24 protein-coding genes are annotated in these 25,746 nt (G+C 72.4%); 14 read left to right on the forward strand and 10 right to left on the reverse strand.

All coding sequences use genetic code 11. The annotated features are described in order from the left end of the window. Window positions 1-146: 146 nt before the first annotated feature. The gene (gene idi, locus AAEP86_RS06265; protein ID WP_420369678.1) at window positions 147-689 is read right to left on the reverse strand and encodes an isopentenyl-diphosphate Delta-isomerase; all 543 of its coding nucleotides are present in this window, start codon (window positions 687-689) and stop codon (window positions 147-149) included. A gap of 21 nt (window positions 690-710) precedes the next feature. Between idi and AAEP86_RS06270 the strand changes: the two genes are divergently transcribed. From AAEP86_RS06270 to AAEP86_RS06300, 7 genes are all read left to right on the forward strand, one after another. After that, a complete protein-coding gene (locus AAEP86_RS06270) occupies window positions 711-1,769 on the forward strand; it encodes a polyprenyl synthetase family protein (RefSeq protein WP_420369679.1) in 1,059 nt (352 codons plus the stop codon). 13 nt (window positions 1,770-1,782) lie between these two features. Further along, window positions 1,783-2,700, forward strand: coding sequence for a phytoene/squalene synthase family protein (locus AAEP86_RS06275; RefSeq protein ID WP_420369680.1), 918 nt, complete (start codon window positions 1,783-1,785; stop codon window positions 2,698-2,700). Continuing rightward, on the forward strand, window positions 2,697-4,313 hold the full coding sequence (crtI, locus tag AAEP86_RS06280) for a phytoene desaturase family protein (protein ID WP_420369681.1): 1,617 nt from the start codon (window positions 2,697-2,699) through the stop codon (window positions 4,311-4,313). Before AAEP86_RS06275 ends, crtI begins: the two co-directional genes overlap by 4 nt. Further along, window positions 4,313-4,654, forward strand: a complete 342-nt coding sequence (locus AAEP86_RS06285; RefSeq protein WP_420369682.1) for a lycopene cyclase domain-containing protein — start codon at window positions 4,313-4,315, stop codon at window positions 4,652-4,654. The genes crtI and AAEP86_RS06285 overlap by 1 nt, the downstream gene beginning before the upstream one ends. Next, the gene (locus AAEP86_RS06290) at window positions 4,651-5,157 is read left to right on the forward strand and encodes a lycopene cyclase domain-containing protein (protein ID WP_420369683.1); all 507 of its coding nucleotides are present in this window, start codon (window positions 4,651-4,653) and stop codon (window positions 5,155-5,157) included. Before AAEP86_RS06285 ends, AAEP86_RS06290 begins: the two co-directional genes overlap by 4 nt. Beyond that, window positions 5,154-6,080, forward strand: a complete 927-nt coding sequence (locus tag AAEP86_RS06295; RefSeq protein ID WP_420369684.1) for a prenyltransferase — start codon at window positions 5,154-5,156, stop codon at window positions 6,078-6,080. The genes AAEP86_RS06290 and AAEP86_RS06295 overlap by 4 nt, the downstream gene beginning before the upstream one ends. Window positions 6,081-6,153: 73 nt before the next feature. Continuing rightward, window positions 6,154-7,197, forward strand: a complete 1,044-nt coding sequence (locus tag AAEP86_RS06300) for a Gfo/Idh/MocA family protein (protein ID WP_420369685.1) — start codon at window positions 6,154-6,156, stop codon at window positions 7,195-7,197. Between the two features lie 155 nt (window positions 7,198-7,352). On the opposite strand, the gene AAEP86_RS06305 is transcribed toward AAEP86_RS06300, so the two are convergent. Then, entirely contained in the window at window positions 7,353-8,093 is a 741-nt protein-coding gene (locus tag AAEP86_RS06305) for an MBL fold metallo-hydrolase (protein ID WP_420369686.1), read from the reverse strand. A gap of 63 nt (window positions 8,094-8,156) precedes the next feature. On the opposite strand from AAEP86_RS06305, the gene AAEP86_RS06310 reads away from it, so the two are divergent. The 3 genes from AAEP86_RS06310 to AAEP86_RS06320 all read left to right on the forward strand — a co-directional run bounded on the left by AAEP86_RS06310 (window position 8,157) and on the right by AAEP86_RS06320 (window position 10,499). Further along, entirely contained in the window at window positions 8,157-8,672 is a 516-nt protein-coding gene (locus AAEP86_RS06310; protein WP_420369687.1) for a hypothetical protein, read from the forward strand. 4 nt (window positions 8,673-8,676) lie between these two features. Continuing rightward, window positions 8,677-9,714, forward strand: coding sequence for a YihY/virulence factor BrkB family protein (locus tag AAEP86_RS06315; RefSeq protein WP_420369688.1), 1,038 nt, complete (start codon window positions 8,677-8,679; stop codon window positions 9,712-9,714). An 89-nt stretch (window positions 9,715-9,803) separates the two neighbouring features. Further along, on the forward strand, window positions 9,804-10,499 hold the full coding sequence (locus tag AAEP86_RS06320) for an SDR family oxidoreductase (protein WP_420369689.1): 696 nt from the start codon (window positions 9,804-9,806) through the stop codon (window positions 10,497-10,499). A gap of 40 nt (window positions 10,500-10,539) precedes the next feature. On the opposite strand, the gene AAEP86_RS06325 is transcribed toward AAEP86_RS06320, so the two are convergent. Next, on the reverse strand, window positions 10,540-12,114 hold the full coding sequence (locus tag AAEP86_RS06325) for an ABC-F family ATP-binding cassette domain-containing protein (RefSeq protein WP_420369690.1): 1,575 nt from the start codon (window positions 12,112-12,114) through the stop codon (window positions 10,540-10,542). A 302-nt stretch (window positions 12,115-12,416) separates the two neighbouring features. On the opposite strand from AAEP86_RS06325, the gene AAEP86_RS06330 reads away from it, so the two are divergent. Next, window positions 12,417-12,848 (forward strand): DUF3151 domain-containing protein, encoded by a 432-nt coding sequence (locus AAEP86_RS06330; protein ID WP_420369691.1) that lies wholly within the window; start codon window positions 12,417-12,419, stop codon window positions 12,846-12,848. Between the two features lie 152 nt (window positions 12,849-13,000). On the opposite strand, the gene AAEP86_RS06335 is transcribed toward AAEP86_RS06330, so the two are convergent. Genes AAEP86_RS06335 through AAEP86_RS06350 form a run of 4 tightly spaced genes read right to left on the reverse strand, consistent with a single transcriptional unit; the run spans window position 13,001 to window position 19,438 of the window. After that, a complete protein-coding gene (locus AAEP86_RS06335; RefSeq protein ID WP_420369692.1) occupies window positions 13,001-16,060 on the reverse strand; it encodes a glycoside hydrolase family 2 TIM barrel-domain containing protein in 3,060 nt (1,019 codons plus the stop codon). Further along, window positions 16,057-16,992, reverse strand: coding sequence for a carbohydrate ABC transporter permease (locus tag AAEP86_RS06340; protein WP_420369693.1), 936 nt, complete (start codon window positions 16,990-16,992; stop codon window positions 16,057-16,059). The genes AAEP86_RS06335 and AAEP86_RS06340 overlap by 4 nt, the downstream gene beginning before the upstream one ends. Continuing rightward, entirely contained in the window at window positions 16,989-18,077 is a 1,089-nt protein-coding gene (locus tag AAEP86_RS06345) for a carbohydrate ABC transporter permease (protein WP_420369694.1), read from the reverse strand. Before AAEP86_RS06345 ends, AAEP86_RS06340 begins: the two co-directional genes overlap by 4 nt. Next, entirely contained in the window at window positions 18,074-19,438 is a 1,365-nt protein-coding gene (locus tag AAEP86_RS06350) for an ABC transporter substrate-binding protein (protein WP_420369695.1), read from the reverse strand. The genes AAEP86_RS06345 and AAEP86_RS06350 overlap by 4 nt, the downstream gene beginning before the upstream one ends. 238 nt (window positions 19,439-19,676) lie before the next feature. On the opposite strand from AAEP86_RS06350, the gene AAEP86_RS06355 reads away from it, so the two are divergent. Next, the gene (locus tag AAEP86_RS06355; RefSeq protein ID WP_420369696.1) at window positions 19,677-20,834 is read left to right on the forward strand and encodes a Vms1/Ankzf1 family peptidyl-tRNA hydrolase; all 1,158 of its coding nucleotides are present in this window, start codon (window positions 19,677-19,679) and stop codon (window positions 20,832-20,834) included. 100 nt (window positions 20,835-20,934) lie between these two features. Here the strand turns inward: AAEP86_RS06355 and AAEP86_RS06360 are convergent, their stop codons facing one another. Together AAEP86_RS06360 and AAEP86_RS06365 are read right to left on the reverse strand one after the other, a co-directional pair. Beyond that, on the reverse strand, window positions 20,935-22,119 hold the full coding sequence (locus AAEP86_RS06360) for an MFS transporter (RefSeq protein WP_420369697.1): 1,185 nt from the start codon (window positions 22,117-22,119) through the stop codon (window positions 20,935-20,937). A gap of 94 nt (window positions 22,120-22,213) precedes the next feature. After that, window positions 22,214-23,269: an acyltransferase family protein gene (locus AAEP86_RS06365; RefSeq protein WP_420369698.1), complete on the reverse strand. Its 1,056-nt coding sequence runs from the start codon at window positions 23,267-23,269 to the stop codon at window positions 22,214-22,216. An 81-nt stretch (window positions 23,270-23,350) separates the two neighbouring features. Between AAEP86_RS06365 and AAEP86_RS06370 the strand changes: the two genes are divergently transcribed. Next, window positions 23,351-24,052, forward strand: a complete 702-nt coding sequence (locus AAEP86_RS06370) for a GntR family transcriptional regulator (protein ID WP_420369699.1) — start codon at window positions 23,351-23,353, stop codon at window positions 24,050-24,052. 152 nt (window positions 24,053-24,204) lie between these two features. Here AAEP86_RS06370 and AAEP86_RS06375 read toward each other — a convergent pair whose 3' ends face one another. Next, window positions 24,205-24,360 (reverse strand): hypothetical protein, encoded by a 156-nt coding sequence (locus AAEP86_RS06375; RefSeq protein ID WP_420369700.1) that lies wholly within the window; start codon window positions 24,358-24,360, stop codon window positions 24,205-24,207. Window positions 24,361-24,588: 228 nt separating this feature from the next. On the opposite strand from AAEP86_RS06375, the gene AAEP86_RS06380 reads away from it, so the two are divergent. Next, window positions 24,589-25,692 (forward strand): LacI family DNA-binding transcriptional regulator, encoded by a 1,104-nt coding sequence (locus tag AAEP86_RS06380; RefSeq protein ID WP_420369701.1) that lies wholly within the window; start codon window positions 24,589-24,591, stop codon window positions 25,690-25,692. Window positions 25,693-25,746 lie beyond the last annotated feature (54 nt).

Genomic DNA, 25,746 nt, shown 5'->3' on the forward strand with positions numbered 1-25,746 from the left:
GGACGGCACCGGTCGGTGACCCGGAGGAGCTCGTGCGGGTCGCCGTCCGCGACGTCGCTCCGACCAGTCGCGCTCCCGGGGGACCAGCCACAGGACGCCCGACCCGCCGGCGGGTGAACGTGCGGCCGCGCGGTGCGGCACGACGGTCAGCGCGTGATGCGGAGCCCCTCCGAGGCCAGCGCCGTCAGCTGCCACCCGAGCCACGGGCTCCAGGCGAACGGCGACCCCTCGACCGAGGCGCGCAGCGCGTCCTCGGAGACCCAGGCGTACTCGGCGACCTCGTCGTCCGCGGGTGCCGGCACGTCGTCCGTCACCGCGCGGTACACCGGGCAGACCTCGTTCTCGACGATGCCCGAGGCGTCCACGGCGCGGTACCGGAAGTCGGGCAGCACGAGCTCGACGTCCCGGACGGTGATCCCGAGTTCGCGGGACGCGCGCCGGGCGATGGCGTCCTCGAAGGACTCGTCCGGACCGGGGTGGCCGCAGAAGGTGTTCGTCCACACCCCCGGCCAGGTCTTCTTCGACAGCGCACGCCGGGTCACCAGGACGTCGCCGTCGGTGTTCCGGACGTGGCAGGAGAACGCCAGGTGGAGGGGCGTGTGGTCGGTGTGCACCGTGAACTTGTCCGCCGTGCCGATCGGGGTACGGTCGTCGGCCAGAAGCACCACGGTTTCAGGGAAAGTGCTCATCTGCGACGATAGGTTAGGCCAATGAGCGAGGAAGCGGCCACCGTGGCGCACATCGACCTCGCGCTCGTCGACGACTGCCTCGAGCGCTTCTTCGCCGTGTCGTCGGCTCGCGCCGAGCGCTACGGCCGGCCCTCCGAGGAGCTCTGGCGCGTGCTCCGCAAGGCGAGCATGGGCGGGAAGCGCTTCCGGCCCCGCATGGTGCTCACCGCGTACGCCGGGCTCGGCGGGTCCGACGTCCACGCCGCCGCCAACGTGGCCGCCGCCTACGAGCTGCTGCACACCGCGCTGGTCGTGCACGACGACGTCATCGACCGCGACTGGTCCCGCCGCGGGCAACCCAACGTCGCCGGGTCCTTCCGCGACACCGGCACGACCGGCGGACTGCCGCTGCCGACCGCCGAGCACCGGGGGATGAGCGCCGCGGTCATCGCCGGCGACCTCGCGCTCGCCGCCGCACCGCGCTTCATCGAGGCCTCGGGCGTCACCGGGGACCGGCGCGCCCGGCTGCTCGAGATCCTCGACGAGGCCGTGTTCGCCAGCGCCGCGGGCGAGATGACCGACGTGGACCTCGCGCTCGGGGTGATGCCGACCGTCGACGAGGTGCTCGCGATGGAGCGGGCGAAGACGAGCGTCTACTCGTTCGAGGCCCCACTGCAGTCCGGCGCCGTGCTCGCGGGCGCCTCGGAGGAGGTCGTCACGGCGCTCGGCGACTTCGGCCGTGAGATCGGCATCGCCTACCAGATCGTCGACGACCTCCTGGGCGTCTTCGGCGACGAGACCATGACCGGCAAGTCCGTCCTCGGCGACCTGCGCGAGGGCAAGCGCACCATGCTCATCGCCCACGCGGCGACGACCGACTGCTGGCCGGAACTCGAGCCGTACCTCGGCGACCCGGACCTGACCGAGGCGCGCGCGGACGAGGTCCGTGCGACCCTGGTCTCCTGCGGTGCTCGTGCGGCCGCGGAGTCGCGAGCGGCCGAGCACGCCGCCCTCGCCCGCGCCGAGCTCGCCGCACTGCCGTTCGACCTCGCCGACCGCCTGGAGGGCCTCGTGACCGAACTCGTGGAGCGCGCCCGGTGACCCAGGACATCCGGTGAGCCAGGCCACCACCACGCGTCTGGCCCTCTACGACGCGACGGCCGAGGCCGCGTCCGGCGTCGTCATCGAGCGCTACTCGACGTCGTTCGGACTCGCCAGCCGCCTGCTCGCGAAGGACGCCCGCGAGCACATCCGGAACGTCTACGCCCTCGTCCGGGTCGCCGACGAGGTCGTCGACGGCCCCGCGACCGAGGCCGGGCTCGACCCCGCGCTCGCCCGGGTCGTCCTCGACGAGCTCGAGGCCGACACCGAACGCGCGATGGCGGTCGGCTTCTCGGTCAACCCGGTGGTCCACGCATTCGCCCGCACCGCCCGTGTCACCGGGTTCGGCGCGGACCTCACCCGCCCGTTCTTCGCGTCGATGCGGATGGACCTCGAGCGGACCGAGCACGACGACGCGTCGTTCGGCACATACGTGTACGGCTCGGCCGAGGTCGTCGGGCTGATGTGCCTCCGCGCGTTCGTGCACCGCGCCGGCCGACCGACCTTCGACGACGCCGTGCTCGTCGACGGGGCGCGGGCGCTCGGTGCCGCGTTCCAGAAGGTGAACTTCCTCCGCGACCTGCACGCCGACTTCGAGGTGCTCGGGCGCTCGTACTTCCCGGGCGTCGCGGTGCGCACCTTCGACGAGGCGACGAAGGACCGGCTCGTCGCCGACGTCCAGTTCGACCTCGACCGTGCGGCGCGGACGATCCCGCTGCTGCCCGCCGACGCCCGGAAGGCCGTCGCCCTCGCGCACGCGCTGTTCCAGGAGCTCAACGACCGGATCGCGGGGACCCCCGCGAACCTGCTCATCACGACCCGGGTGCGCGTGCCGAACCCGGTGAAGGCGCGGCTCGCCGCGCAGGTCCTCGCCGGACGCGCCCCGTCGCGTCCGCGGGCGGCCACCCACCGGCCAGGAGACTCGTCATGACCCCGCCCCGCGCCTCCCGTCCGGCCGCCACCCCGTCCCGGCGCACGGTGCCCGCTCGCCGCGCCGTCGTGATCGGCGGCGGCATCAGCGGGCTCGCGTCCGCGGCCCTGCTCGCGCGCGACGGCTTCGCGGTGACGGTGCTCGAGCAGCGTGACCAGCTCGGCGGCCGCGCAGGTTCGTGGGAGCGCGACGGCTTCCGGTTCGACACCGGGCCCTCGTGGTACCTCATGCCCGAGGTCTTCGACCACTTCTTCCAGCTGCTCGGCACCTCGGCCGACGCGGAGCTCGACCTCGAGAAGCTCGACCCCGGCTACCGCGTCTACACCGAGGGACACGACGAGCCGATCGACCTGCGCGCCGACCGCGAGGCCAACATCGCCCTGTTCGAGTCGATCGAGCCCGGTGCCGGCGAGCGGATGCGGAAGTACCTCGCGTCCGCCGAGGACACCTACACGATGGCGATCCGACGCTTCCTCTACACGTCGTTCCAGGACCTGCGGAAGCTCGCCGCGCCGGACGTCCTCCGCCGCATGCCGAAGCTCGCCCGGCTCCTCACGCAGCCGCTGTCGACCTTCGCGTCGACGGCCGTGGAGGACCGCCGGCTCTGGCAGGTCCTCGGGTACCCGGCGGTGTTCCTCGGCACGAGTCCGTACGCCGCACCGAGCATGTACCACCTGATGAGCCACCTGGACCTCGCTGACGGGGTGCTCTACCCGAAGGGCGGCATCACCGAGGTGATCTCCGCCGTCGAACGGGTCGCCCGCCGCGAGGGCGCCACCATCACCCTCGGAGCGGCGGTCGAGCGGATCGTCGTCGCGGACGGCCACGTCACCGGCGTCGTGCACCGCGACCGCGACGGCGCCGAGCACACCGCACCCGCCGACCTCGTCGTCAGCGCGTCCGACCTGCGGCACACCGAGCTGGAGCTCCTCGAGGCCGAGCACCGCACCTACCCCGAGTCGCACTGGCAGCGACGAGACCCGGGCCCCAGCGCCGTGCTCGTCTACCTCGGCGTGGACGGTCCCGCGCCGGGCCTCCTGCACCACACGCTCGTCTTCACCGCGGACTGGAAGGCCAACTTCGGCGCGATCTTCGGCGCCGACCGGCACGTGCCCGACCCGGCGTCGATCTACGTGTGCGCGCCGTCGCTCACCGACGACTCCGTCGCCCCGGAGGGTGCGAGCAACCTGTTCATCCTGGTGCCGCTGCCCGCGGACGTGTCGATCGGCGCCGGCGGGATCGACGGTGCCGGCGACGCCGAGGTCGAGCGGATCGCCGACCGCGCGATCGACGTCGTCGCCGAGCGCGCGGGCATCCCGGACCTGCGGGACCGCATCCGGGTCCGCCGGACGATCGGGCCGCGCGACTTCGCCGACGACTACAACGCCTGGAGCGGATCGATGCTCGGCCCGGCGCACACCCTCGCGCAGAGCGCGTTCTTCCGCGAGAAGAACGTGTCGAAGAAGGTGGACGGCCTGTACTACGCCGGTGCGTCGACCATCCCCGGCATCGGGCTCCCCATGTGCCTGATCAGCGCCGAGGTGCTCATCAAGCGCATCCACGGCGACACGAGCACCGAGCCGCTGCCGACTCCGCTGGGCGCCACGGTCTGATGCCCGGGCTGTACCTCGCCGGGCTGCTCGTGTCGCTCGTCGGCATGACGGTGCTCGACGCGCGCTTCCGGCTGTTCTTCTGGCGTGCACCGTGGCGCGCCGCGGCCGTGACGGTCGTCGGCGTCGCGTTCTTCCTGGTCTGGGACGTGCTCGGCGTGGCGCTCGGCATCTTCTTCATCGGGCCGCAGAACCTGCTCACCGGTGTGCTCCTCGCCCCGGACGTCCCGCTCGAGGAGCTCTTCTTCCTGCTGCTGCTCTGCTACACCACGATGAACCTGACCGGGTTCGTGCGACCCCTCGTCGCGCGACGCGTCCGGCGGGCCGATCGGGGTCGGGCGTGACCGGGGCCGGTGCCTACGCACTGCTCGCCCTGCCGTTCTTCGCCGTCGTCGCGGTCGTCGCGGTGGTCGCGGGTGTCGTCGCCGGTCGGCGCGCGCGGGTGCACGGACGTGGCGTGGGCGCGGGGCGGCGGACCGCGGTGGTGACCGCCCTCGTGGCCGGGGCCGCGTTGCTCGTCATGACGATCGTGTTCGACAACGTCATCGTCACGCTCCGCATCGTCGCCTACGACCCGTCGCTGATCAGTGGTGCGAAGATCGGGGCGATCCCCGTCGAGGACCTCGCGTACTCGCTGGCGGCGATCGTGCTGCTGCCGAGCCTGTGGGTGCTGTTCGACCGGACGGCCCCTCGGGGCCGGGCGGACACGCGAGACCGGACCGCCGAGCGCGTCCGGACCGCTCCGCGGGACCGGACGGCCCCGCCGGACCGCACGGACGAGCGCCACCCGGCCGACGCGCGCACCGCGCCCGACCCGACCACCGACGAACCGGAGCCACCTCAGTGAACGCGAGCACCGCCTCCCGACCGTCGACCCTGCGCGCCCTCTTCGTGTCGTCCCGGCCGATCAGCTGGGTGAACACCGCCTACCCGTTCGGCGCCGCGTACCTGCTCGGCAGCGGGGTCGGCGTCGAGGGCGGCGGCGGGTTCTCCCTGGTAGCGCTCCTCGTCGGCGTCGTCTACTTCCTCGTGCCCTACAACCTGGCGATGTACGGCATCAACGACGTCTTCGACTACGAGTCCGACCTGCGGAACCCGCGGAAGGGCGGGGTCGAGGGCGCCCTGCTCGACAAGAGCGTGCACCGGACCACGCTCTGGGCGGTCGTCGTGACGAACGTGCCGTTCCTCGTCGCGCTCGTCGTGCTCGGCGCGCTGAGCGGCAACGGGCCGTGGTCGTGGCTCGTGCTCGCGATCAGCGTGTTCGCCGTGCTCGCCTACTCCGCTCCGGGTCTCCGGTTCAAGGAGAAGCCGTTCCTCGACTCGCTCACGTCGAGCACGCACTTCGTGTCGCCCGCCGTGTACGGCCTCGCGCTCGCCGGGCCGCACTGGACCGGGCAGCTCGTCGCGGTCTGCGTCGCCTTCTTCCTGTGGGGCGTGGCCTCGCACGCGTTCGGGGCGGTGCAGGACGTCCTGGCCGACCGCGCCGGCGGCATCGGTTCCGTGGCGACCGTGATCGGCGCACGCGCGACCGTGCGTCTGGCGTTCGTGGCGTACCTGGTCGCCGGTGTCGCGCTGCTGTTCTCCGCGTTCCCCGGACCGATCGCCGCGGTCGTCGTGGTCCCGTACGCCCTGAACGTGCTGCCGTGGTGGAACGTGACGGACGACGGCGCCGAGGCCGCGAACGCGGGGTGGAAGCGGTTCCTCTGGATCAACTACCTCGCCGGGTTCATCGTCACGATGGCGCTCATCGCGTACGCCTTCACGCACTGAGCGGGTCCCTGACAGACTGGTCGGACGCACCGCGGCGTCCGTGGTGCGTCACCAGCCACGAGGGAGTGCACGCATGACGGTCCGGATCATCCACGTCGGTCTCGGAGGGTGGGGCGGCAACTGGGCCCGCACCGCCATCCCGGAGGTCACCGAGGTCCAGGTGGTCGGGATCGTCGACCCGGTGCCGGCGACCCTCGAGTCCGTCCGCGAGGACCTCGGGCTGCCGGAGTCCGCGGCGTTCCCGTCCCTCACCGCGGCACTCGCCGGGGTCGAGGCCGACGCCGTCGTCATCACCGCCCCGGCCGTCACCCACGTGCCCCTCGCGCTCGAGGCGCTCGAGGCGGGCAAGCACGTGCTCGTCGAGAAGCCGTTCGCGAACACCACCGACGAGGCCGTCACCGCCGTCCGCCGTGCCGAGGAGCTCGGCCTCGTCCTGCAGGTCAGCCAGAACTACCGCTGGTACCCGGCGCCCCGCGTCGTGCAGGAACTGCTCGAGGCCGACGCCGTGGGCGAGTTGTCCGCGATCTCGATCGACTTCCGGCAGTGGGACAACGACCAACCGGTCGCCACGTACCCGCACTACGCGTTCCCGCACGCGATGATCAACGACATGGCGATCCACCACTTCGACCTGCTCCGGATGATCACCGGCCGCGAGGCCGTCCGGGTCTACGCACGTGCCTCGTACCCGGGCTACAGCAAGTACCAGGACGAAGCGGTCGCGTCGATGATCATCGAGCTCGACGACGGTCTGGTCGTGAGCTACCGGGGCAGCTGGCTCTCGCGCGCACCGCGCACGGCGTGGGCCGGCGAGTGGAGCATCCAGGGCGAGGACGGCGAGCTCTGGTTCACGAGCCGCAGCGGTGCACCGAACGCCGTCGAGGGCGACCGCGTCACGGTCCGCCGCACCCAGGACGACGAGGCCGAGGCCGTCGAGCTCCCGACGATGCCCCACACGGACCGGCAGGGCGGGTTGCAGGCGTTCGCGCGGTCCGTCGCGGGAGGGCCGGCGCCGATGACGAGCGGTCGGGACAACCTGCGGAGCCTCGCGCTCATGGAGGCGGCGGGCCGTTCCGCGGCGTCCGGCCGACCCGAGGACGTCGTCGTCCCGTCCTGACCGTGGGGACTGCCGGTCTGGAGGCGCGGAGCCGGTCCGCACCGCGCCTCCGGTCCGGCACTGGTCGCGCCCACCCCGCGGGTCGGGCCGCGACGGTCGCGTCGGCTCGCCGGCGCCGGTCGCCCACCTCGTGGGCCGACCGCTCACCGCGCGGGTCAGGCCACGCCGGCCGCCCGCCGCGCCTGCGCGACCGCAGCGCGCGCACCGAGCGACCATCCCGGCCCGTGCCCCGGCAGCACGTGCTCGGCCTCGGTGTCCGCCAGCCGTTCGAGTGACGCGACGGCGGTGTCCACGTCGGCGGTGGCCGCCGGAGCGACGATCCGCGGCCCGATCCCGCCCGTGTACGGGTCGAGGGTGACCAGCGCGTCGCCGGCGATCACGGCGTCGCGGTCGGCGAAGTGCAGCGCCACGTGGCCGTCCGTGTGCCCCGGCGTCTCGATGATCCACGGCGTGCCCGGCACCTCCGCGCGCGACTCCATCGGCTCCGTGTCCGCGATGCCGTCGACGGTCAGGGCGCCGGCGAGCAGCATGCGTCCGAGCGGGGCGAGACCGCCGGGGTGCAGCGCCACGAAGCCGAACTGGTTCGTCTGCGGACGGTACGAGTACGGGTGCGCGGCGAGGTCCCGGTCGCCCGGGTGGACGTAGACCGGCGTGCCCCACTCCCGGTGCATGCGGGCCGCGGTGCCGACGTGGTCGAAGTGCCCGTGCGTGAGGAGGAGGCCCTCGACCCGGTCGGGGCCGTACCCGAGGTCGTGCACGGCGAGCTGCAGGTGCGGCCACGCGGCGGGCAGTCCGGCGTCGACCACGAGCAGCCGGTCGCCGGTCTCGACGAGGTACGTGTTGGTGTGTGCGGTCTCGAGGCGGTGGATCCCCTCGGCGACGTCTCGGAAGAGCATGTGCCGCAGGCTAGCCACGGCACACTGTGCGCCGTTCCGGGCTCGACGTGTAGGAAATGGTGAATGGCCAAGGACAGTCTCCCCGAGCTCGAACTCGCGAACGTCCGCACGCGTGAGCACATCACGGACACCGTGACCGAGATCCGCCGACGCGCGGACGTGCCGGCACGCACACGACTCGCGATCGCGAAGACGCGGCAGCGCTGGCACCGCGACCCGACCCCGCTCGTGGCGATGGGTGTCACCGCGGCAGCGGGCGTCGCGGCGATCGTCGTCGGCATCGCGATCCGCAACGACCCCGCGGGGCACCTCGCCCAGCCGCCGGCGAGCTCGGCCTTCACCGCGCTCCTGCCCTTCGGCGCGCGCGGCGACGGCCCGTCGGCGAAGGAGCAGGCGCAGCCCGGACGCAAGGGCCGGAAGGCTCGGCGGAAGGCCGCCGAGGAAGCCCTCGAACGGGACCCGGCGCACCGCGCGCGGGTGAAGCAGCAGGTCGGCATCGCCGCGGTCCAGCGTCGTGCCGACAAGAACCGCAAGCAGGCGGTCAAGCGCTCGAAGCAAGCACTGAAGGCGAGGGGGTAGTCCCGTGGCACGAGACCAGCAGAAGCCCGATCCGGACGACGCCCGGAAGCCGGACAGCCCGACGGACCTCACGAAGCCGTCCTTCGTGTACACGCTCAAGAAGACGCTCCGCGAGTTCTCGAGCGACCAGTGCACCGACCTCGCCGCGAGCCTGACGTACTACACGGTGCTCGCGCTCTTCCCCGGCATCCTGGCGGTCGTCTCGATCCTCGGGCTCGTGTCGAACCCCGAGAAGACGATCACCACCCTGCTCGACGTCGTCCGCGGCGTCGGCGGCGGCCAAGTCGCCGACCTGCTGCAGAACCCGATCGAGGGTCTCGTCCGGTCGCCGGCGGCCCCGGTCACGTTCATCGTCGGTCTGGTCGGCGCGCTGTGGTCGGCATCCGGCTACGTCGGCGCGTTCGGCCGGGCGATGAACCGCATCTACAACGTGCGCGAGGGGCGTCCGATCTGGAAGCTCCGTCCGACGATGCTCGGCGTGACGCTGTTCACGGTGATCCTGCTCGTCGTCGGTCTCCTCGCACTGGTGTCCGGCCCGCTCGCTCGCACGTTCGGCGACCTCATCGGCCTCGGCGACGTCGCGGCTCTCGTGCTGTCCATCGTGCAGTGGCCGATCCTCCTGGCCATCATGATCATCGTCGTGGCGGTGCTGTACTACTGGGCCCCGAACATCCGGCAGTCGAAGTTCAAGTGGGTGAGCGGCGGCGCCCTGCTCGCGATCGCGATCTGGATCATCGCGAGCGTCGGGTTCGGCTTCTACGTCGGCAACTTCTCGAACTACAACGCCACGTACGGCTCCCTCGGTGGGGTCATCGTGTTCCTGCTGTGGATCTGGATCACGAACAACGCGCTGCTCTTCGGTGCCGAGTTCGACGCCGAGCTGGAGCGCGGCCGGGAGCTGCAGGCCGGCATCCGCGCCGAGGAGGACATCCAGCTCCCCGAGCGGGACACCCGGCAGATCGAGAAGCAGGACGAGAAGCACGCGCAGGACGTCCTAGAAGGCATCAAGATCCGCCAGAGCGCCGGACGCACGGACGACTGACGGCCCGCTCCCGGAGGAGGGGCGGCCCGCGTCGTCGACGTCGGCGTGATGCCCTGGAGGCGCGGCGTGCGTTCCGTAGGCTGGCCCGCGTGACGACTGAACAGCCTCCCGTCCTCCCCACCGCCCTCGTGACGGGCGCGACCCGCGGCATCGGCCGAGCCGTCGCCCTCGACCTCGGGCGCACGCACCACGTGTTCGTCGGCGGCCGCACCGCGGCCGCCGTCGCCGAGCTCGTCGACGTCCTGCCGAACGCGTCGCCGTTCGTCGGGGACCTCGGCGCGGGCGACGTCCCGACGCTGCCCGACCGCCTCGACGTCCTCGTGCACAGCGCCGGGGTCGAGCAGGGCACCACCGTCGCGGACACCCCGCGTGCCGTGTGGGAGCAGGTGTTCGCGACGAACGTCTTCGCCGTCGCCGAGCTGACGCGGCTCGCCCTCCCCGCGCTCCGTGCGGCGCGCGGCATCGTCGTGCCGATCAACAGCGGGTCCGGCTTCACCGCCGGCCCGGGCGGTGGCGTGTACGCCGCCTCGAAGTTCGCGCTCCGGGCGTTCGCCGACGCCCTGCGCGAGGAGGAGCGCGCGAACGGCGTCCGCGTGTCGAGCGTGCACCCGGGCCGGACGGACTCGGACATGCAGCGTGCCCTCACCGAGAAGCTCGGCGAGGACTACGACACCGCGTACTACCTCGCTCCCTCGGACGTGGCGGACGCCGTCCGCGCCGTCGTCGACCTGCCGGAGCGCGGCACGATCGAGTCGCTGGCGATCCGCCCGACCAGGCGCCGCTGAGACGCCGGGGCGGCCGCCGCACCGCCCCGGCGTCGTCAGGTCACCGCAGCTCGACGACCGTCGTCAGGCCGAGACGGTCGAGGAACGTCTCGTCGTGACTCACGACGACCAGGGCGCCGCGGTACGCCCGGAGCGCGGCCACGAGCTGGTCGACGCTCGTCAGGTCGAGGTCGTTCGTCGGCTCGTCGAGGACCAGGAGCTGCGGCGGCGGATCGGCGAGCACGAGGGCGGCGAGCGCCACACGGAACCGCTCCCCGCCGGACAGCGCCCCGGCCGGCCGGTCGACGGTGTCGCCGCGCACCAGGAACCGTGCGAGCCGGTTCCTGACCTCGGCCGGAGGCACGTGCGGGGCGTCCCGTCGCACGTTCTCCAGAACGGTCGCGGAGTCGTCGAGCGAGTCCTTGCGCTGCGGCAGGTAGGCGATCCGGTCGACGTGCGGGACGGCGCGGGTGTCGGGCAGCGGGTGCTCCCGGGCACGCGGGACCCCGACGAGCTGGTCGAGCAGCGTCGTCTTGCCCACGCCGTTGTCCCCGACGACCGCGATCCGCTCCGGTCCCTGCACGACGGTCTCGCGTCCCCGGACCGTGACCGTCGCGATCCGCCGGGACGCCGGCACGTCCGGGTCGGGCAGTTCGACGTGGATCGACTCGTCGTCCCGGAGCCGGAGTTCCGCCTCGCGCTTGGCCGCGAGCGCGGCGGCCTCGTCGTCGGCGTACCCGGCGCGGAGTCGTCCGGCGGTCTCCTCGCCCTTCTTCCGCATCTCGTTCGCGTAGCCCTTGGGCATGTTCTCGACGGCCTTCACCCCGGCGCGGGCGCGTCGGGCGATCTTCGTCTCCGCCTCGATGCGCTGCCGCTTCTCGGTGCGGTGGCGCTGCTCGGCGACGCGGACCTCCCGTGCGACGGCGGCCTGCTGCACCGCGAGGTGCTCCTCGAAGGCGCTGAAGGTCCCGCCGAACACCGTCACGGCCCCGGCGCGCAGTTCGCACGTCTCGTCGACGTGCTCGAGGAGCTCCCGGTCGTGGCTGACGACGACGAGGGTCCCCGGCCAGTCGTCGACCATGTCGAGCAGGATCCCGCGGCCGCGCCGGTCGAGGTTGTTCGTCGGCTCGTCGAGGACCGCGATCGGCAGGCCGCGCAGCCGGATGCCGGCGACCGCGACGAGCACCGCCTGCCCTCCGGACAGGGTCGACGCCGTGCGGTCGAGGTCGCCGCCGATCCCGAGCCCGATGCGGTCGAGCGCCGCGGCCGCGCGCTCCTCGATGTCCCAGTCGTCGCCGATCGCGTCGAAGTGCTCGGGTGCGGCGTCCCCGCCGAGCACGGCCCGGAGGGCGGTCAGTGGCCGGTGGATGCCGAGCAGGTCGGCGACCGTGTCGTCGGAGCCGACCTGCAGGCGCTGCGGCAGGTGGTCCACGGGGCCGGTCGTCGTGACGGTGCCCGCCGTGGGGTGGAGCCGGCCGGTCACCAGCCGGACGAGCGTGGACTTGCCGGCCCCGTTCCTCCCGACCAGGCCGGTCCGGCCCCGACCGAAGGCGGTCGAGAGGTGGCTGAGCGCGACGGTGCCGTCGGGCCAGGTGAAGCTGACGTCGTGCAGGACGACGGACGGACTGATGGGCATGCGGGTGCCTCCCCGGTTGTCGGTGCTGGGCGCACGACACCGGACCCGCTCGAGGGACCCGTCAGGGTCGGTCGGCGGAGCGCCCGACGGGGCGCGTCACCACGGTGTCAGCGCGTGGGCTGAGCAGGACCGGTGGTGACCAGCAAGGCGTCTCTTCCGTCGAGGAGTCCCCGTGACCGCCACCCGTGCCGCCGGTCGGTCGTCCCGCCCCGGGGGCCTCGTGGTGACGACGAGGTACTGCCCACGGTACGCCGACGGAGGGACGGCTCGCAAGGCTCCCGCACGCGTGACAGGCTGGGGGCATGCCGGAGAACCTGCTGCCGAACCCGACCACGAACCCCGCGACGCTGCTGCCCGCCGAGCCGGAGGTGACCGCCGTGCTCGAGGCCGACGCGCCCGTCGCGAGCGTCGTCGTGTCGTACCCGTCGTCGAGCCTGGCCTGGGCGCTCCTCGCCGACGAGGCCTGGGACCGCGGCGCCACGCTCGAGTCGTACGCCTACGCCCGCGTCGGGTACCACCGTGGGCTCGACGCCCTGCGCAGGGCCGGCTGGCGCGGCGCCGGACCCGTGCCGTGGTCGCACGAGCCGAACCGTGGCGTGCTCCGGGCGTTGTTCGCCCTGCGCCGGGCGGCCTCGGCGATCGAGGAGCCGGGCGAGCCCGAGCGCCTGACGGACTTCCTGAACGCGTCCGACCCCGAGGCGCTGCCGGCGCTGTCGGGCGGCGCGGCGGAGTAGCCGCGCGCCCCGCACAACGGAAGTCATCCCGAACCGCGGCGATCCACGGTTCGGGGTGACTTCCATCGTGCGGAGCTCGGGCCGACTCCCGCCGTCGGGTCGCACCCCGCCGCGGACGCAGCGGGGTGCGACCGGGGCCGGTCGCCGCCGCCCTACGCCAGCACGACGCTCCACGAGAACGCCTGCGGCCACAGCTGGTGCTCCGGCAGCACGTCGAGCCCGCACGCCCGCGACCCCAGGCCGTGCTGCGCGGCGTCGAGGTACAGGTACAGGTGCTCCGACGTGGGCAGCTCGTACGGGTGCATCGCGCGCCCGATCTGCTGCGCGGTCCATGGCGAGAGCGTGAACCCGGCACGGTGCGCCCCGACGGTCCGCACCGTCAGGTCACCGACGGACAGCGTGCGCAGCGCCGGCCGGTGCCCGGTCTCCTGCGGCATCGAGTACTCGACGCCGAGGGACCGCACCGGAGCGGTGAAGCGCCCGACCCGGGCAGCGTGCGACGAGTCCGCGTAGGACTCCAGCGGCCCGGTCCCGAACCACTCCGCCTCGAGGTCCGCCATGTTCGCCGGCAGGTCGAAGCGCACCCCGATCCGCGGCCAGGTGACGTCCCACGCCCCGAACGGCACCGCGTCGGTCTGCAGCTGCAGCCCGTCGTCGGTGAGGGCCCAGCGGTGCGTGACGTCGACGCCCCACCCGCTGTTCGCCGCCGCGACGCGGACGCGCTGCTCCAGCCCGTGGGCCGTCCGCGACACCGACACGAGCCGGTGCGTCAGCCGGTCGAGTCCCCGCTCCCGCCACCGCGTCGCCGACGGGGGAGCGGTCGGGTCGCCGACGCCGTGCGTGAGCACCGGGTCGGCGGTCTCGTAGCCGCCCTGCGACGCCAGGCTGTCGTTGTCGGTCGGCGCTCGCCACAGGTCGAGTCGTGGTCCGGCGACCTCGTGCCCCTTCCAGGACACCAGGTCGCCCCGCGCCGAGAAGGTCCCGTCGCCGAGGCGGTCGCCGTCCCAGGTCTGCCGGGAGGCGCGGGCCGCCTCCGCCGGTCGGCTCGCGACGAGCGTCTGGGCGCGTGCGACGACGTGGCCGGTGTCAGCCCACGCCGTCGGGCCCGCCAGCTCCGCGGTCACGTCGAACCACAGTTCGTCGCCGGGTGCGAGCCCGTCGGTGCCCGCTGCGACCGCGGCGAGGACCTCGTCCGGCACCGGCACCGTGGCCGACTGCCGCGCGGCGACCACACCGGGGGCGAAGCGCCCGGAGGACTCGACGATCCCGTTCCGCTGCAGCGTCCAGCAGAACCGCAGTCCTGCGGTCGAGGCCGAGTGGTACCGGTTCTCGACGAGGACCGTGCGGTCGCCGAGGACGAACCGGACCGGTGCGACCACGGCGGCGAACTCGGCGAGCCCCGGGGTCGGGGAGTCGTCCGGCAGCACGAGGCCGTCCATCACGAAGTTCCCGTCGTGCACCACCTCGTGGAAGTCGCCGCCGTACGCGTAGTAGGGCGTGCCGTCCGGGGTGTGGGCGAGCAGCCCGTGGTCCCGCCACTCCCAGACGAACCCGCCGTGCAGGCGCGGGTAGCGGTCGACCAGGGCCTCGTACTCGGCGATCTGCCCGGGGCCGTTGCCCATCGCGTGCACGTACTCGCAGTGGATGAACGGCTTCGCGCGCTGCCGGGCGGCCTCCGCGGGACCGCAGCCGAGCAGGGGTGTGGCCGGACCGCCACCGATCGACTCGGTCTCCTGCAGGGTCGGGTACATCCGCGAGTACACGTCCGTGTAGTCGCCGGTGTAGTCGCCCTCGTAGTGCACGGGGCGCTCGTCGTCGCGGTCGTGCACCCACTGCGACATCGCGGCGAGGTTCCGACCCGTGCCGGACTCGTTGCCCAGCGACCACATCACGATCGACGCGTGGTTCTTGTCGCGCTCGACGGTCCGGGCGATGCGGTCGAGGTAGGCGTCACGCCACGCCGGGTCGTCGGAGGGGTTGCCGACCCATTCGGTGAAGAGGAAGCCGTGCGTCTCGAGGTCGCACTCCAGGATCACCCAGAAGCCGAGCTCGTCGGCGAGGTCGAGCACCCGCGGGTGCGGCGGGTAGTGCGACGTGCGGATCGCGTTGACGTTGTTCCGCTTCATGAGCGCCATGTCCGCGCGTGCGTGCTGCTCGTCGAACACGCGACCGCGCTCGGGGTGGGTCTCGTGCCGGTTGACGCCGTGGAACACGACGCGCTCGCCGTTGACCAGGAACCGGTCGCCGACGATCGCCACCGAGCGGAAGCCGAGCCGCAGCGACACGGTCTCGCCGCCGGACGAGCCACCCGCCGCGGTGCCCGACGACAGGGTCGCGTCGTAGAGCCGCGGGAGCTCGGCGCTCCACGGTTCGACGCCCTCGACCCCGATCGGTGCGACGTCGTCCGCGGACTGCCAGACGACGTCGACGCCCAGGTCCGGCACGGCGAACCGCACCGGGAACACCGCGTCGACGGTCGGGAACGTGATCGTCCCCGTGCCGGTGGACGGCCGTCCCGAGGCTGCGGTGCCGGCCGTCGCGGCGTCACCCAGCGTGGTGCTCCACCCGGCGCGGACGAACACGTCGTCGATCGGGGCCGTCGGACGGGCGAGCAGCGTGACGTCGCGGAAGATGCCGGGCAGCCACCACTGGTCCTGGTCCTCCAGGTAGGACGCGGCCGACCACTGGTGGACCCGGACGAGCAGCTCGTTGGGCCCGGGCACGAGCAGCGAGGTCACGTCGAACTCGGTCGCGAGCCGCGAACCGGTCGACCAGCCCACGAGGGACCCGTTCACCCACACCCGGAAATGGGACTCCACCCCGTCGAAGCGGAGCAGCACGCGGGCCGCCGCCTCGAAGGACGACGGCAGCGAGAACGTCCGCCGGTGGTCGCCGGTCGGGTTCTCCTCCGGCGGGTGCGGCGGGTCGATCGGGAACGGGTACTGCAGGTTCGTGTAGCTCGGTGCGCCGTGCCCGTGCAGGACCCAGTGCGCCGGGACGGGGATGCTGCCCCACTCGTCCTCCGCCGTCGGTTCCGGCACGTCGGCCACCGGCGACCACCGGAAGTCCCACGCGCCGTTCAGGGACAGTGCGGGCGCGTCGGTGTGCAGCCAGGCCCGGGGCGCGAGTCGGCTTTCCGAGCCCGGTGCCGTCGAGGCGAGCGCCGCGAGGGCGTCCGTCGTGGAGGAGGACGAGTGTGCAGCGATGGTCAACCCTTGACCGATCCTTCCGTGAGGCCCCCGCGCCAGAAGCGCTGCAGGACGATGATGGCGATGACGAGCGGGATGACCGAGACGAGCACCCCGCCGGTGGTGAGCTGGTAGAACTCCGGCAGCCGGTCCACCTGGGACCGCCAGTTGTTCAGTCCCAGTGTGATCGGGTACAGCTTCTGGTCTGCCAGCATGATGAGCGGCAGGAAGAAGTTGTTCCAGATGCCGACGACCTGGAACAGGAACACGGTGACGAGCGCCGGCGTCATCTGCCGCAGCACGATCGTGTGGAAGATCCGGAGTTCACCGGCACCGTCGATGCGTGCCTGCTCGAGGAGCGCCGTGTCCACCGACGCCGCTGCGTAGACCCGGCAGAGGAACAGGCCGAACGGCGAGACGAGGCTCGGGATGAGCACGCTCCAGTACGTGTCGGTCAGACCCATCGTCGAGAACAGCAGGAACAGCGGCAGCGCCGTCGCGGTCCCCGGCACGAGCACACCGCCGAGGATCGTGCCGAACACCACCTGGCGGCCGCGGAACTCGTACTTCGCGAGTGCGTACCCGCCGGCCGCGGCGAAGTACGTGGCGAGGACGGCGCCGACCCCCGAGTACAGGATGCTGTTCGCGATCCAGCGGACGAAGATGCCGCCGTCGTACGTGAACACCTGCTGCAGGTTGCTCCACAGCGCGAAGTCGCCGCCGAACCAGAACCCGTTCGTGGCGAACAGCGCGCCGGTGGTCTTCGTGGCGGCGATGACCACCCAGTAGAGCGGCACGAGGAAGTAGAGCGCGACGACGACGAGGATGCCCGTCACGACGATCTGCGACGTCCCGGTGCGGTCGAGCTTCCGTCGCTGGTGCGCGCTGATCGACGTGGTGTCGACGGGGACGGCGGTCTTCGCGGTCACCGGCGCTTCGATGGCTTCGCTGGTCATGCGTCCGCCCCCTTCGTTCCGTTCTGCAGACCGGACCCGGCCGGGAGGCGCGGGGCGGCTTGGGTGGTGACCACCGGTCGGTCGGTGGCGCGCGTCCGGAGCGCGAGCTGCGCCTCCTGGCCGTCCCGCTTCGCCCGCCTGCGGCGGTCCCGTTCGTCCTTGGGCGGCCGGTTCGTCAGCGCGAGGAACGCGAACGACAGGATGAACGCGGCCAGGGCGATGATGACGGCCTGGGCCGAGGCGACGCCGTACTCGTTGAACGCGAACGCGTTGGTGTACGCGGCGTAGTTCGGGGTGTACTCGGTGTCGATGGCGGGGGCGACCGTCGACAGGATCTGCGGTTCGGCGAAGAGCTGCAGCGTGCCGATGATCGAGAACACCGTCGTGAGCACCAGGGCCGGCGCGATGAGCGGGATCTGGATCCGCCACGCGACCTGGAAGGCGTTCGCGCCGTCGACCTTCGCGGCCTCGTAGACCTCGCCCGGGATCGACTTGAGCTGCGCCACGATGATGAGCATGTTGTAGCCGGTGTAGGTCCACGTGACGATGTTCGCGATCGACCAGAGCACGCTGTTCGCGCCGAGGAAGTCCGGCTGCAACCCCATCGACTGCAGCAGCGACACGATCGGCGACAGCCCGGGCACGTAGAGGAACGACCACAGGATCGTGGCGATGACCCCGGGGACGCCGTACGGCATGAAGTAGATCGCCCGGAAGAAGCCGGGCCAGCGGGCGCTCGCCGACTCGAGCAGCAGCGCCAGGATCGTGCAGGCGATGATCATCACCGGGACCTGCACGATGCCGAACAGGAGCATGCGGCCGATCGACGCGACGAAGCCGTTGTCGTTCAACGCCGTCACGTAGTTGTCGAACCCGGCGAACCGGCCGGTGACGCCGTCCTCGCCGAAGAGCCCCTGCCGGTCCACGGTGGTGAAGCTCTGGAACAGCGCGCTGATGATCGGGATGACGAACGTCAGCAGGAACAGGGCGAGGAAGGGCGCGAGGAGGATCCACGGCGCCCGCTTCTGCGCGGCGGTGGCCTTCGTGCTGGTGCGGAAGCCGCTCTTGGGCTGTGTCGTCGTCATCGTGCCGTCCTCACGCTGAGGCCCTTGTCCTTGAAGGACTGGACGATCTCCTCCTGCGCGAGCTCCACCGCGTCGGCGAGCTTCAGACCGCTGGTGAGCTTGCGCCGGAACTGGTTCTGCAGGGACGTGAACGCCGACTGCGTCACGGGCGACCACGACCAGTCGATGTTCTGCTCCTTGGCGGCGGGGACGAACACGTCCTCGTTGTAGTTCTGCCCGGAGAACCACGCGCTCGGCTGCTCGCGCTGCTTGCCGATGTAGTCCTTGGCGGGGGACCAGCCGATGCCGCAGTACTTGATCATCGCGTCGATGCCCTCCTTCGAGGTGGTCATCCACGTGATGAACTCGAGCGCCTCCTTCGGGTGCTGCGAGTTGGCGAGCACGGCCGCCGTCGAGCCGCCGATCGCGCTCGACCCGAAGCCGGTGTCGCCCCACTTCTGCATCGGGGCGACCTTCCACTTGCCCTTGCCGCCCTGCACGGACTCGATGAGGGCGTCGCCCCAGCTCGCGCTCGTGACGGCCGCGATCTTGCCGCTGGCCGCCGAGGCGTACCAGCCGGGGGAGTAGGCGCCGGCGCTGGTGTCGACGAGCTTGTCGTCGATGACGCCGTCGAAGAAGTCCGCGACCATGAGGGTCTTGTCGTCCGTCATGTCGACGACCCACTCGTCGCCGTCGACCCTGAACCAGCGCGCCCCGGCCTGCTGCGCGTACGCGGCGAAGGGCGAGGCGTCGGACACCGGGAACACCTCGAGGTAGTTCTGCGCACCGGTCTTCCGGACCTTCTCGGCGAGTTCGCGCCACTCGTCCCAGGTCGCCGGGGGTTCGCCACCGGCCTGCTCGAGCAGGGCCGTCTGGTAGTAGAACCCCATCGGGCCCGTGTCCTGCGGGATGCCGTAGACGCCGTCGACGAACGACACCTGCGCCCAGGCGGCGTCGTCGTACTTCGACTGGAAGTCCTTCGCGCCGTAGCGGGCGAGGTCGACCAGGCCGTTCGCGAGCATGAACTCCGGGACCTGGCGGAGCTCGACCTGCCCGATGTCGGGGCCACCGCCGGCCGCGAGCGCGGAGTACATCTTCTGGTAGCCGCCCGCGGTGCCGCCGGGGATCCAGTTCGCGTTCACCTGGATGTCGGGGTGCGAGGCGTTCCACACGTCGCAGACCTTCTGCAGGTCCTTGAGCCAGGCCCAGTAGGTGAGCTGGACCTTCTGGCCGGACGCGGCGGCCGGGACGAGCGCCGCCTTGTTGACGTTCGTGGAGCCGGGGACGGCGCAGCCGGCGAGCAGGCCGGTGGCGGCTGCTCCGATGCCGAAGCCGAGCAGCTGTCGTCTCGTGAGTGGGCGTGGTCGGTTCGCTGGCGTCATTGCCTGCACCTCGGTTCGTCGTCGAGCGGAGTGTGCTCCACACCCAACCACAGAACCGAGTGCGGTTGGGCTTTCGTCGTCGATCCGTCAGGTGTCTCGCAGCGCTGCACCGCCCGGCCGGGTACGGCCTGGGTGTTCGCTCCGCGCCGCGGACACCGGCCGACCGGGAGGTGGAGTGTGGGCGAACACGAAACGTCGGGGTTCGTGACAGCCCCGGCACCGTCCGAGAGGAGCTGCCATGACGTCGACCAACGCGACGAGCGAACTGCACGAGATCCTGGGACAGCGGCTGGAGGGTGACGGCACGTGGGCGTGGGCCTACGCCGACGTCTCCGGCAACGTGGAGGACCCGAGGCGACAGGCAGCGCTCAAGCTGCGTGCCGTCGAGGAGGCCCTCCGGGCGCAGGGCGCCTCCGACGACGTCGTGGACCTCGTCGCCGCCGAGTTCGAGCAGGAACCCGGCGTGCCGTCGCCCGTCGCGCGGTACGTGCTCGTCCACGACGGCGCCCTCGTGCTGAGCGAGGTGCTGCCGGGCCAGCTGCACGTCCCCGAGGCGATCGGCGTCGGTGCCGTGCCGGACCTCGTCCCGCTCGTCGCCCACCGGCCCGTCGACCTGCCCTTCCTGCTCGTGCACGCCGGCAAGGAGGGCGGAGCGTTCCGGGTCTACCGGCTCGGCCACGCGCCCGTGCAGCACGACGAGCAGCAGGTGCAGGGCCGCAACGACACGCTCCACTACGCGAAGGCCGGCACCGGGTGGAAGCAGCCGCACTGGCAGCAGCACACCGAGGAGATCTGGAAGCAGAACTCCTCCGAGGTCGCGGCGGCCGTCGACGATGCCGTCCGCTCCCTGCGGCCCGGGCTCGTGGTCGTCGCCGGTGACGTCACCGCCCGTGAGCTCCTCGTCAAGGCGCTGTCGACCGAGGCCCGGGCGCTGACCTCGGTGTTCCCGGGGGACCCGCGCGCCGACGCCGGGTCGAAGCAGGCGTTCGTCGAGCACGTCGAGACCGCGCTCGCCCGCGTCGTCGCCACACGGCGGCACGACCTCGAGGACCTGCTCCGCACGCACGTCGGTCGTGGCGACAACCTCGCGGTGACCGGCATCGGATCGGTGGTCGCCGCCCTGCAGCAGGCGCAGGGGGCGGTCGTCGCCCTGGACTCCGTCGCCGTGGGTGACCGCACGCTCCTCGCGCTCGCCGGGGCCCCGTGGGTCGCGACGGCGCCGGAGCAGGCAGCCGGGACACCGGTGATCGGTGCGGTGCCAGCGGTGTGCGCGCTCGTCCGGGCCGCCGTGCTGACGGACGCCGAGCTCGTGCTGGTGAACGCGGCGTCACTGCCCGGCGGAGCCGCCGCTGCGGCGCTGCTGCGCTGGCCGGTGGGCCCCGCCGTGCCGGCCTGAGCCGGTCGACGGCGGGTCGTGTCGGACGCACCCGGTCGGACGTCCCGGCCGGGTGCTCCGGTCGCCGTCGCTGCCCGCGTCCGGTGGAGCGGCGGGCGTCTCAGTCCTGCAGCGTCTGGTCGCGACGGGGCACCAGCGGGAGCGCCAGCAGGGGCAGCACGGCCACGATCGAGAACGACGCGGCGAACCCGACCGCCCCGACCAGGGCGCCGACCCCCGGACCGACGGCGCTCGCCGCGATGAACTGTCCGGTGTTCTGTGCGCCCAGGGCCCGCCCGGACCAGAACGGCCCCGCTGCCTCGGCGACCGAGGTGTAGGCGAGCCCGTTGTCGGCGACGGTCACGCTCGTCGCAACGACCAGGAACACGGCGGCACCCGCCAGGTGCGTGGCGTCCACGAACGCCATGACGGCCATCACCACGGCGGCGCTCACCGCGACGACGCGGAGGGGACCCACCCGTGATGCGGCCCGGTCGCTCCAGACCCCGACCAGGATCCGTCCGAGCGCGCCGACGAACTGCGACGCCCCGACGAGGAGCCCGGCCGCGGCTGTCGACCAGCCCAGCCCGACCAGCCACACCAGGCCGTACGTCGACAGCGTGAACTGGGGGACGACCAGCAGGACCGACACCGCGTGGATGCGCCAGAGGAACCCGTCCGCGCGGTAGGGGTTGGCCGTGCCGCCGGTGGACACGGCCGAGCGCGCCGGTCTCGGCGGGTTCGTGATGCCGATCGCGCAGGCCACCGCGAGCACCGCGCACAGGACAACGGGCAGCACGAGTGCCGCGCGGATGCCGTCGGCCTCGGCCAGCTGCGGCACGGTGACCGCGGCCAGCGTCACACCGAGCGGCTGCGACATCTGCCGGATCCCCATCGCGAGCCCACGACGTTCCTTCGGGAACCACCCGACCACGACGCGGCCGCTCGCGGCGTTCGTCGACGCGCTCGTCATCCCGCCGGCGAGGAAGGCCAGCCCGAGCAGCACGGGATCGCCCGCCGCTGCCCACGCACCCGCGACCGCGAGCGTCGTCAGCACGAGGCCGCCAGCGATCACGATGCGCTCACCGAAGCGGTCGGTGACCGCTCCCCAGGCGATGAGCGTCAGGACCATGCCGAAGGTCGGCGCCGCGGCGAGCAGCCCGGCCATCGTGAGCGTCGTGCCCTGCGCGTGCAGGTGCGGGATGAGGAGCGCCGGAGCCGAGACGACGAGGGTCCCCGCGGCCTGGGCGGCGACGCCGAGCGCGAGCATCGTCCACGCGCGCGCGGGGATCATGTTCGACGTCATCGCAGCCTCCGGGCAGGGCGGTTGGTATACCAACCGTAGCGCCCTCGGCGTGGTGCCCTGGCATCCGGCCCCGGTGGTGGTGCCCGAGCCCGGTTCAGACGGTCGCCGACCGCCGCCCGGAGCCCGCCCTGGTGCTCGTCGACCGTCCGAGCACGCGCGCGAGCGGCTGCTCCACCCACCGGAAGACGACGAGACCGGCGAGCACGGACACCGTGACCGAGGCCACGATCCCGAGCAGCGGTGGGAATCCGGCGGGCAGGAGGGTGATGAGACCGACCGTGACGATCGGGCCGACGAGTGGGTGGGTCAGGTACAACGAGTACGACGCCGACCCGAGGGTGACGAGGACCCGGGGGACCCGGCTGCCGATCCACGGCTCGGCCAGCACGACGGCGAGCAGCAGTCCGGTGAGGGCGAGGAACACCGCCGCGCTGCCGAGGTCGACGACGTCGTGGCGCAGGGACCGTGTCGTCGCGAACACGGTCGCGAGCGCGAGGAGCACCGCGACGGTCCGAGGGAGTCCGAGTCGACGGCTCCGTGCCACGAGCATCCCGGCGAGGAAGAACAGGACCACCGGATCGGCGTAGAACCAGCCGACGGCGCCGTGATCGGGGCGGACGGCCGACGCTGCGGCGGCGGCGAGGAGGATCGGTGCGCAGAACACGATCGGGTCCACGCGGAGCGCCCGGGACAGCGTCACGAGCGCGTAGAACGCCATCTCGAACACCAGCGTCCATCCGACGGGCCACAGGGGCTGGATCAGGCCGTCGGGATTCTCCGACGGCAGGAAGAACAACGACCGGAGCACGACGCCCGCGTCGAGGGTCGTGGTGGGGACGAGCCGCGTGCCGACCGCCACGGACACCGCGGCCACCGCCGTCATGGCCCAGTACAGCGGGACGATGCGGATCACCCGTTGCACCGCGAACCGACGCCAGGAGCGAGCAGGGTCTCGATCGAGCACGAACACCATCACGAAGCCGCTGATCGAGAAGAAGAGCCAGACCCCTGCGTCGCCGGCGGCAGGGGAGATCGTCGGGGCAGTCGGCACCTGGCCGGCGACGTAGAACGCCGAGTGGTACACGACCACGGTCAGCGCCGCGAGGAACCGCAAGATATGGAGTCCGGCCACCGGCCTGGCTGTCTGCATTTCGATATTATTGCATGTGATATCCAGAACGTCGCGAAGATCGGTATACCAGGACGCGTCGACGAGATAGGGTGGTGCGCCGTGAGCGAGACGACCGATGCACCGCCCGTGTCGCAGACGAGCCAGCTCTACGACAACCTCCGCAACGCGATCCTGACCCTGGACATCGCGCCGGGGGAGCGGATCTCGGAGCGCGGCCTCGAAGCCCGCTTCCACGCCTCGCGGACCCCGGTGCGCGCGGCTCTGTCGCGGCTCGAACGCGAGGGGCTCATCCTCCACGAGGGACGCTCGTGGACCGTCACGCCGATCGACCTCGACGAGATCGCCTCGCTCGCCGAGCTCCGTGGCGTGCTCGAACCCGCGGCCGCTCGGCTCGCCGTCCGGCGCGCGTCCGACGAGCAGCTCGCCGAGGTCCGGTCGCACCTCGACAGCCTCCGCCCGACGCCCGACCAGCAGGCCGGCATCCGGATGGGGTCGACCTTCCACCTCGACCTCGCGGCGCTCGGTGGCAACCGGTTCATCACGGACGCGATCGCGGACGCGCTCACCCGACTCGAGCGGACCCGGTGGATCGAGGTCCGCACGCCCGAGGCCCGCGATGCCGCCTGGCAGGAGCACAGCGCCATCATCGACGCGATGCGCGCCGGTGACGGCGACCGTGCGGCCGAGTTGCTCGCAGCGCACGTCGCCGGGACGAACGACCGGTTGCTCGCGTGGATCGCCCAGGAGCGCCGTCGGCTCCGAGGGGCGGGGATGGCGATCGTCGGGGACACCGAGCGCTGATCGGAGTCGCGGGCGCGCCGACGAGCCGCCCGCGGAAGGCTCGCCCGCGACCCCGCGACCCCGCGACCCCGCGACCCCGCGACCCCGCGACCCCGCGACCCCGCGACCCCGCGACCCCGCGACTGCGCGGGCGCCGGAGCGTCCGCGCGGCCCTACGGCCTCGCGGCGCTCTCCTCGGCCGCGTCGATCTGGTCGAAGATCCACGCCGTGCTGCCGTCGGAGCGGTCGAGCAGCGCGTCCTTCACCTCCTGCTCGTCGGTGGTCTGCCGCTGAGCGAGCTTGCTGCCGGAACGTGTCGACTGTGACATGGACGGTCCTTCCCTGTGTGCGTGGGCATCGTGGTGGGTGCGGGCGTCCTGCCCGCCGGTGCGCTTCCTCACGGGACGTACTGAGGTCGTGACAGTGTCCCGCTGCTCGTCGGCTGCGCGCAAGGGGTCTCGGCCGACCGTGGCGGAGTGCGCTCCCACGCCGTGCCTAGGATGGTCCGGCCGCACGGCTCGCGGCGCACGAGCAGCGGACGGGGACGGAGGCACGGCGTGACCGAGCAGCGCGCGGCACCGCCCACCGTCTACGACGTCGCATCGGCGGCCGGTGTGTCCATCGCCACGGTCTCCCGCGTGCTCCGCACGCCCGACGCCGTCCGCGAGGGCACCCGCGACAAGGTGCAGGCGGCGATCCGGTCGCTCGGCTACGTCCCGTCCGGCAACGCGCGGGCGCTCGCGGGCAAGCGCTCCGGGGTCGTCGGACTGCTGCTGCCCGGGTTCGACGTCGTCCCGGACGAGCGTCCCGACCTCGTGACCGACGGCGGCGTCCGGGTGGTCGACGACCGACGTCACGTGACGCAGCCGTTCTCCTCGAACCTGTACTTCGACGAGGTCCTCCGCGGTGCCGAGACCGAGGCGTGGCAGCGGGGACTCGCGCTGATGGTCGCGGCGGGGCGCGGGCCCTCGCGGGACGTGATCGTCAACGACGTCGCCGGTCGGGTCGACGGACTGGCCGTCCTCGCCCAGACCGTGCCGGACGACCTGCTCGAGCACGTGGCCCGACGCATCCCGGTCGTGGTGCTCGCCGACGACCGCCGGTCGCACGGGTTCGACTCGGTGAGCGTCGACAACGCGGCGGGGATGCGCACGCTCGCCGCGCACGTCATTGGCCGCCTCGGCATCCGGTCGCTCGTCCTCCTGGCCGGACCGATCGACTCGCCGGACGACATGGAGCGGTCGGCGGGGTTCCGGCAGGCGCTCGACGACCACGGGGTGCCCCCGTCCTCGGTGCGTGTGGTGCACGGCGACTTCGGTCGTGTGCGCGCCCGCGAGCTCGCCGCGCAGCTGCTCGACGGCGAGGCGGTCCCGCGTGCGATCGTCTGCTCGAACGACCAGTCCGCACTCGGTGTGCTCGACGCTGCCTCGGCCCGTGGCGTCCGGGTGCCGGAGGACCTCCTCGTGACGGGCTTCGACGGCATCGACGCCGGACGCTTCTCGGCGCCGCCGCTCACGACCGTGCACCAGCCGATGGGAGCGCTCGGGCGGGCGGCGGTCCGCGCGATCGTCGACCGCCTCGAGCGCCGGGAGGGTCCACCGCGCGCCGTCCGCCTGCCGGTCGAGGTCCTGCTGCGCGAGAGCTGCCCGCCGTCGCTCTGACCGCGCCGCCCCACCTCGCCCGACCTGGGCCACGTGTCACCCCGTCTCGGAACC

Source organism: Curtobacterium sp. L1-20 (assembly GCF_048755855.1).
In the GTDB taxonomy this organism is placed as follows: Bacteria; Actinomycetota; Actinomycetes; order Actinomycetales; family Microbacteriaceae; genus Curtobacterium.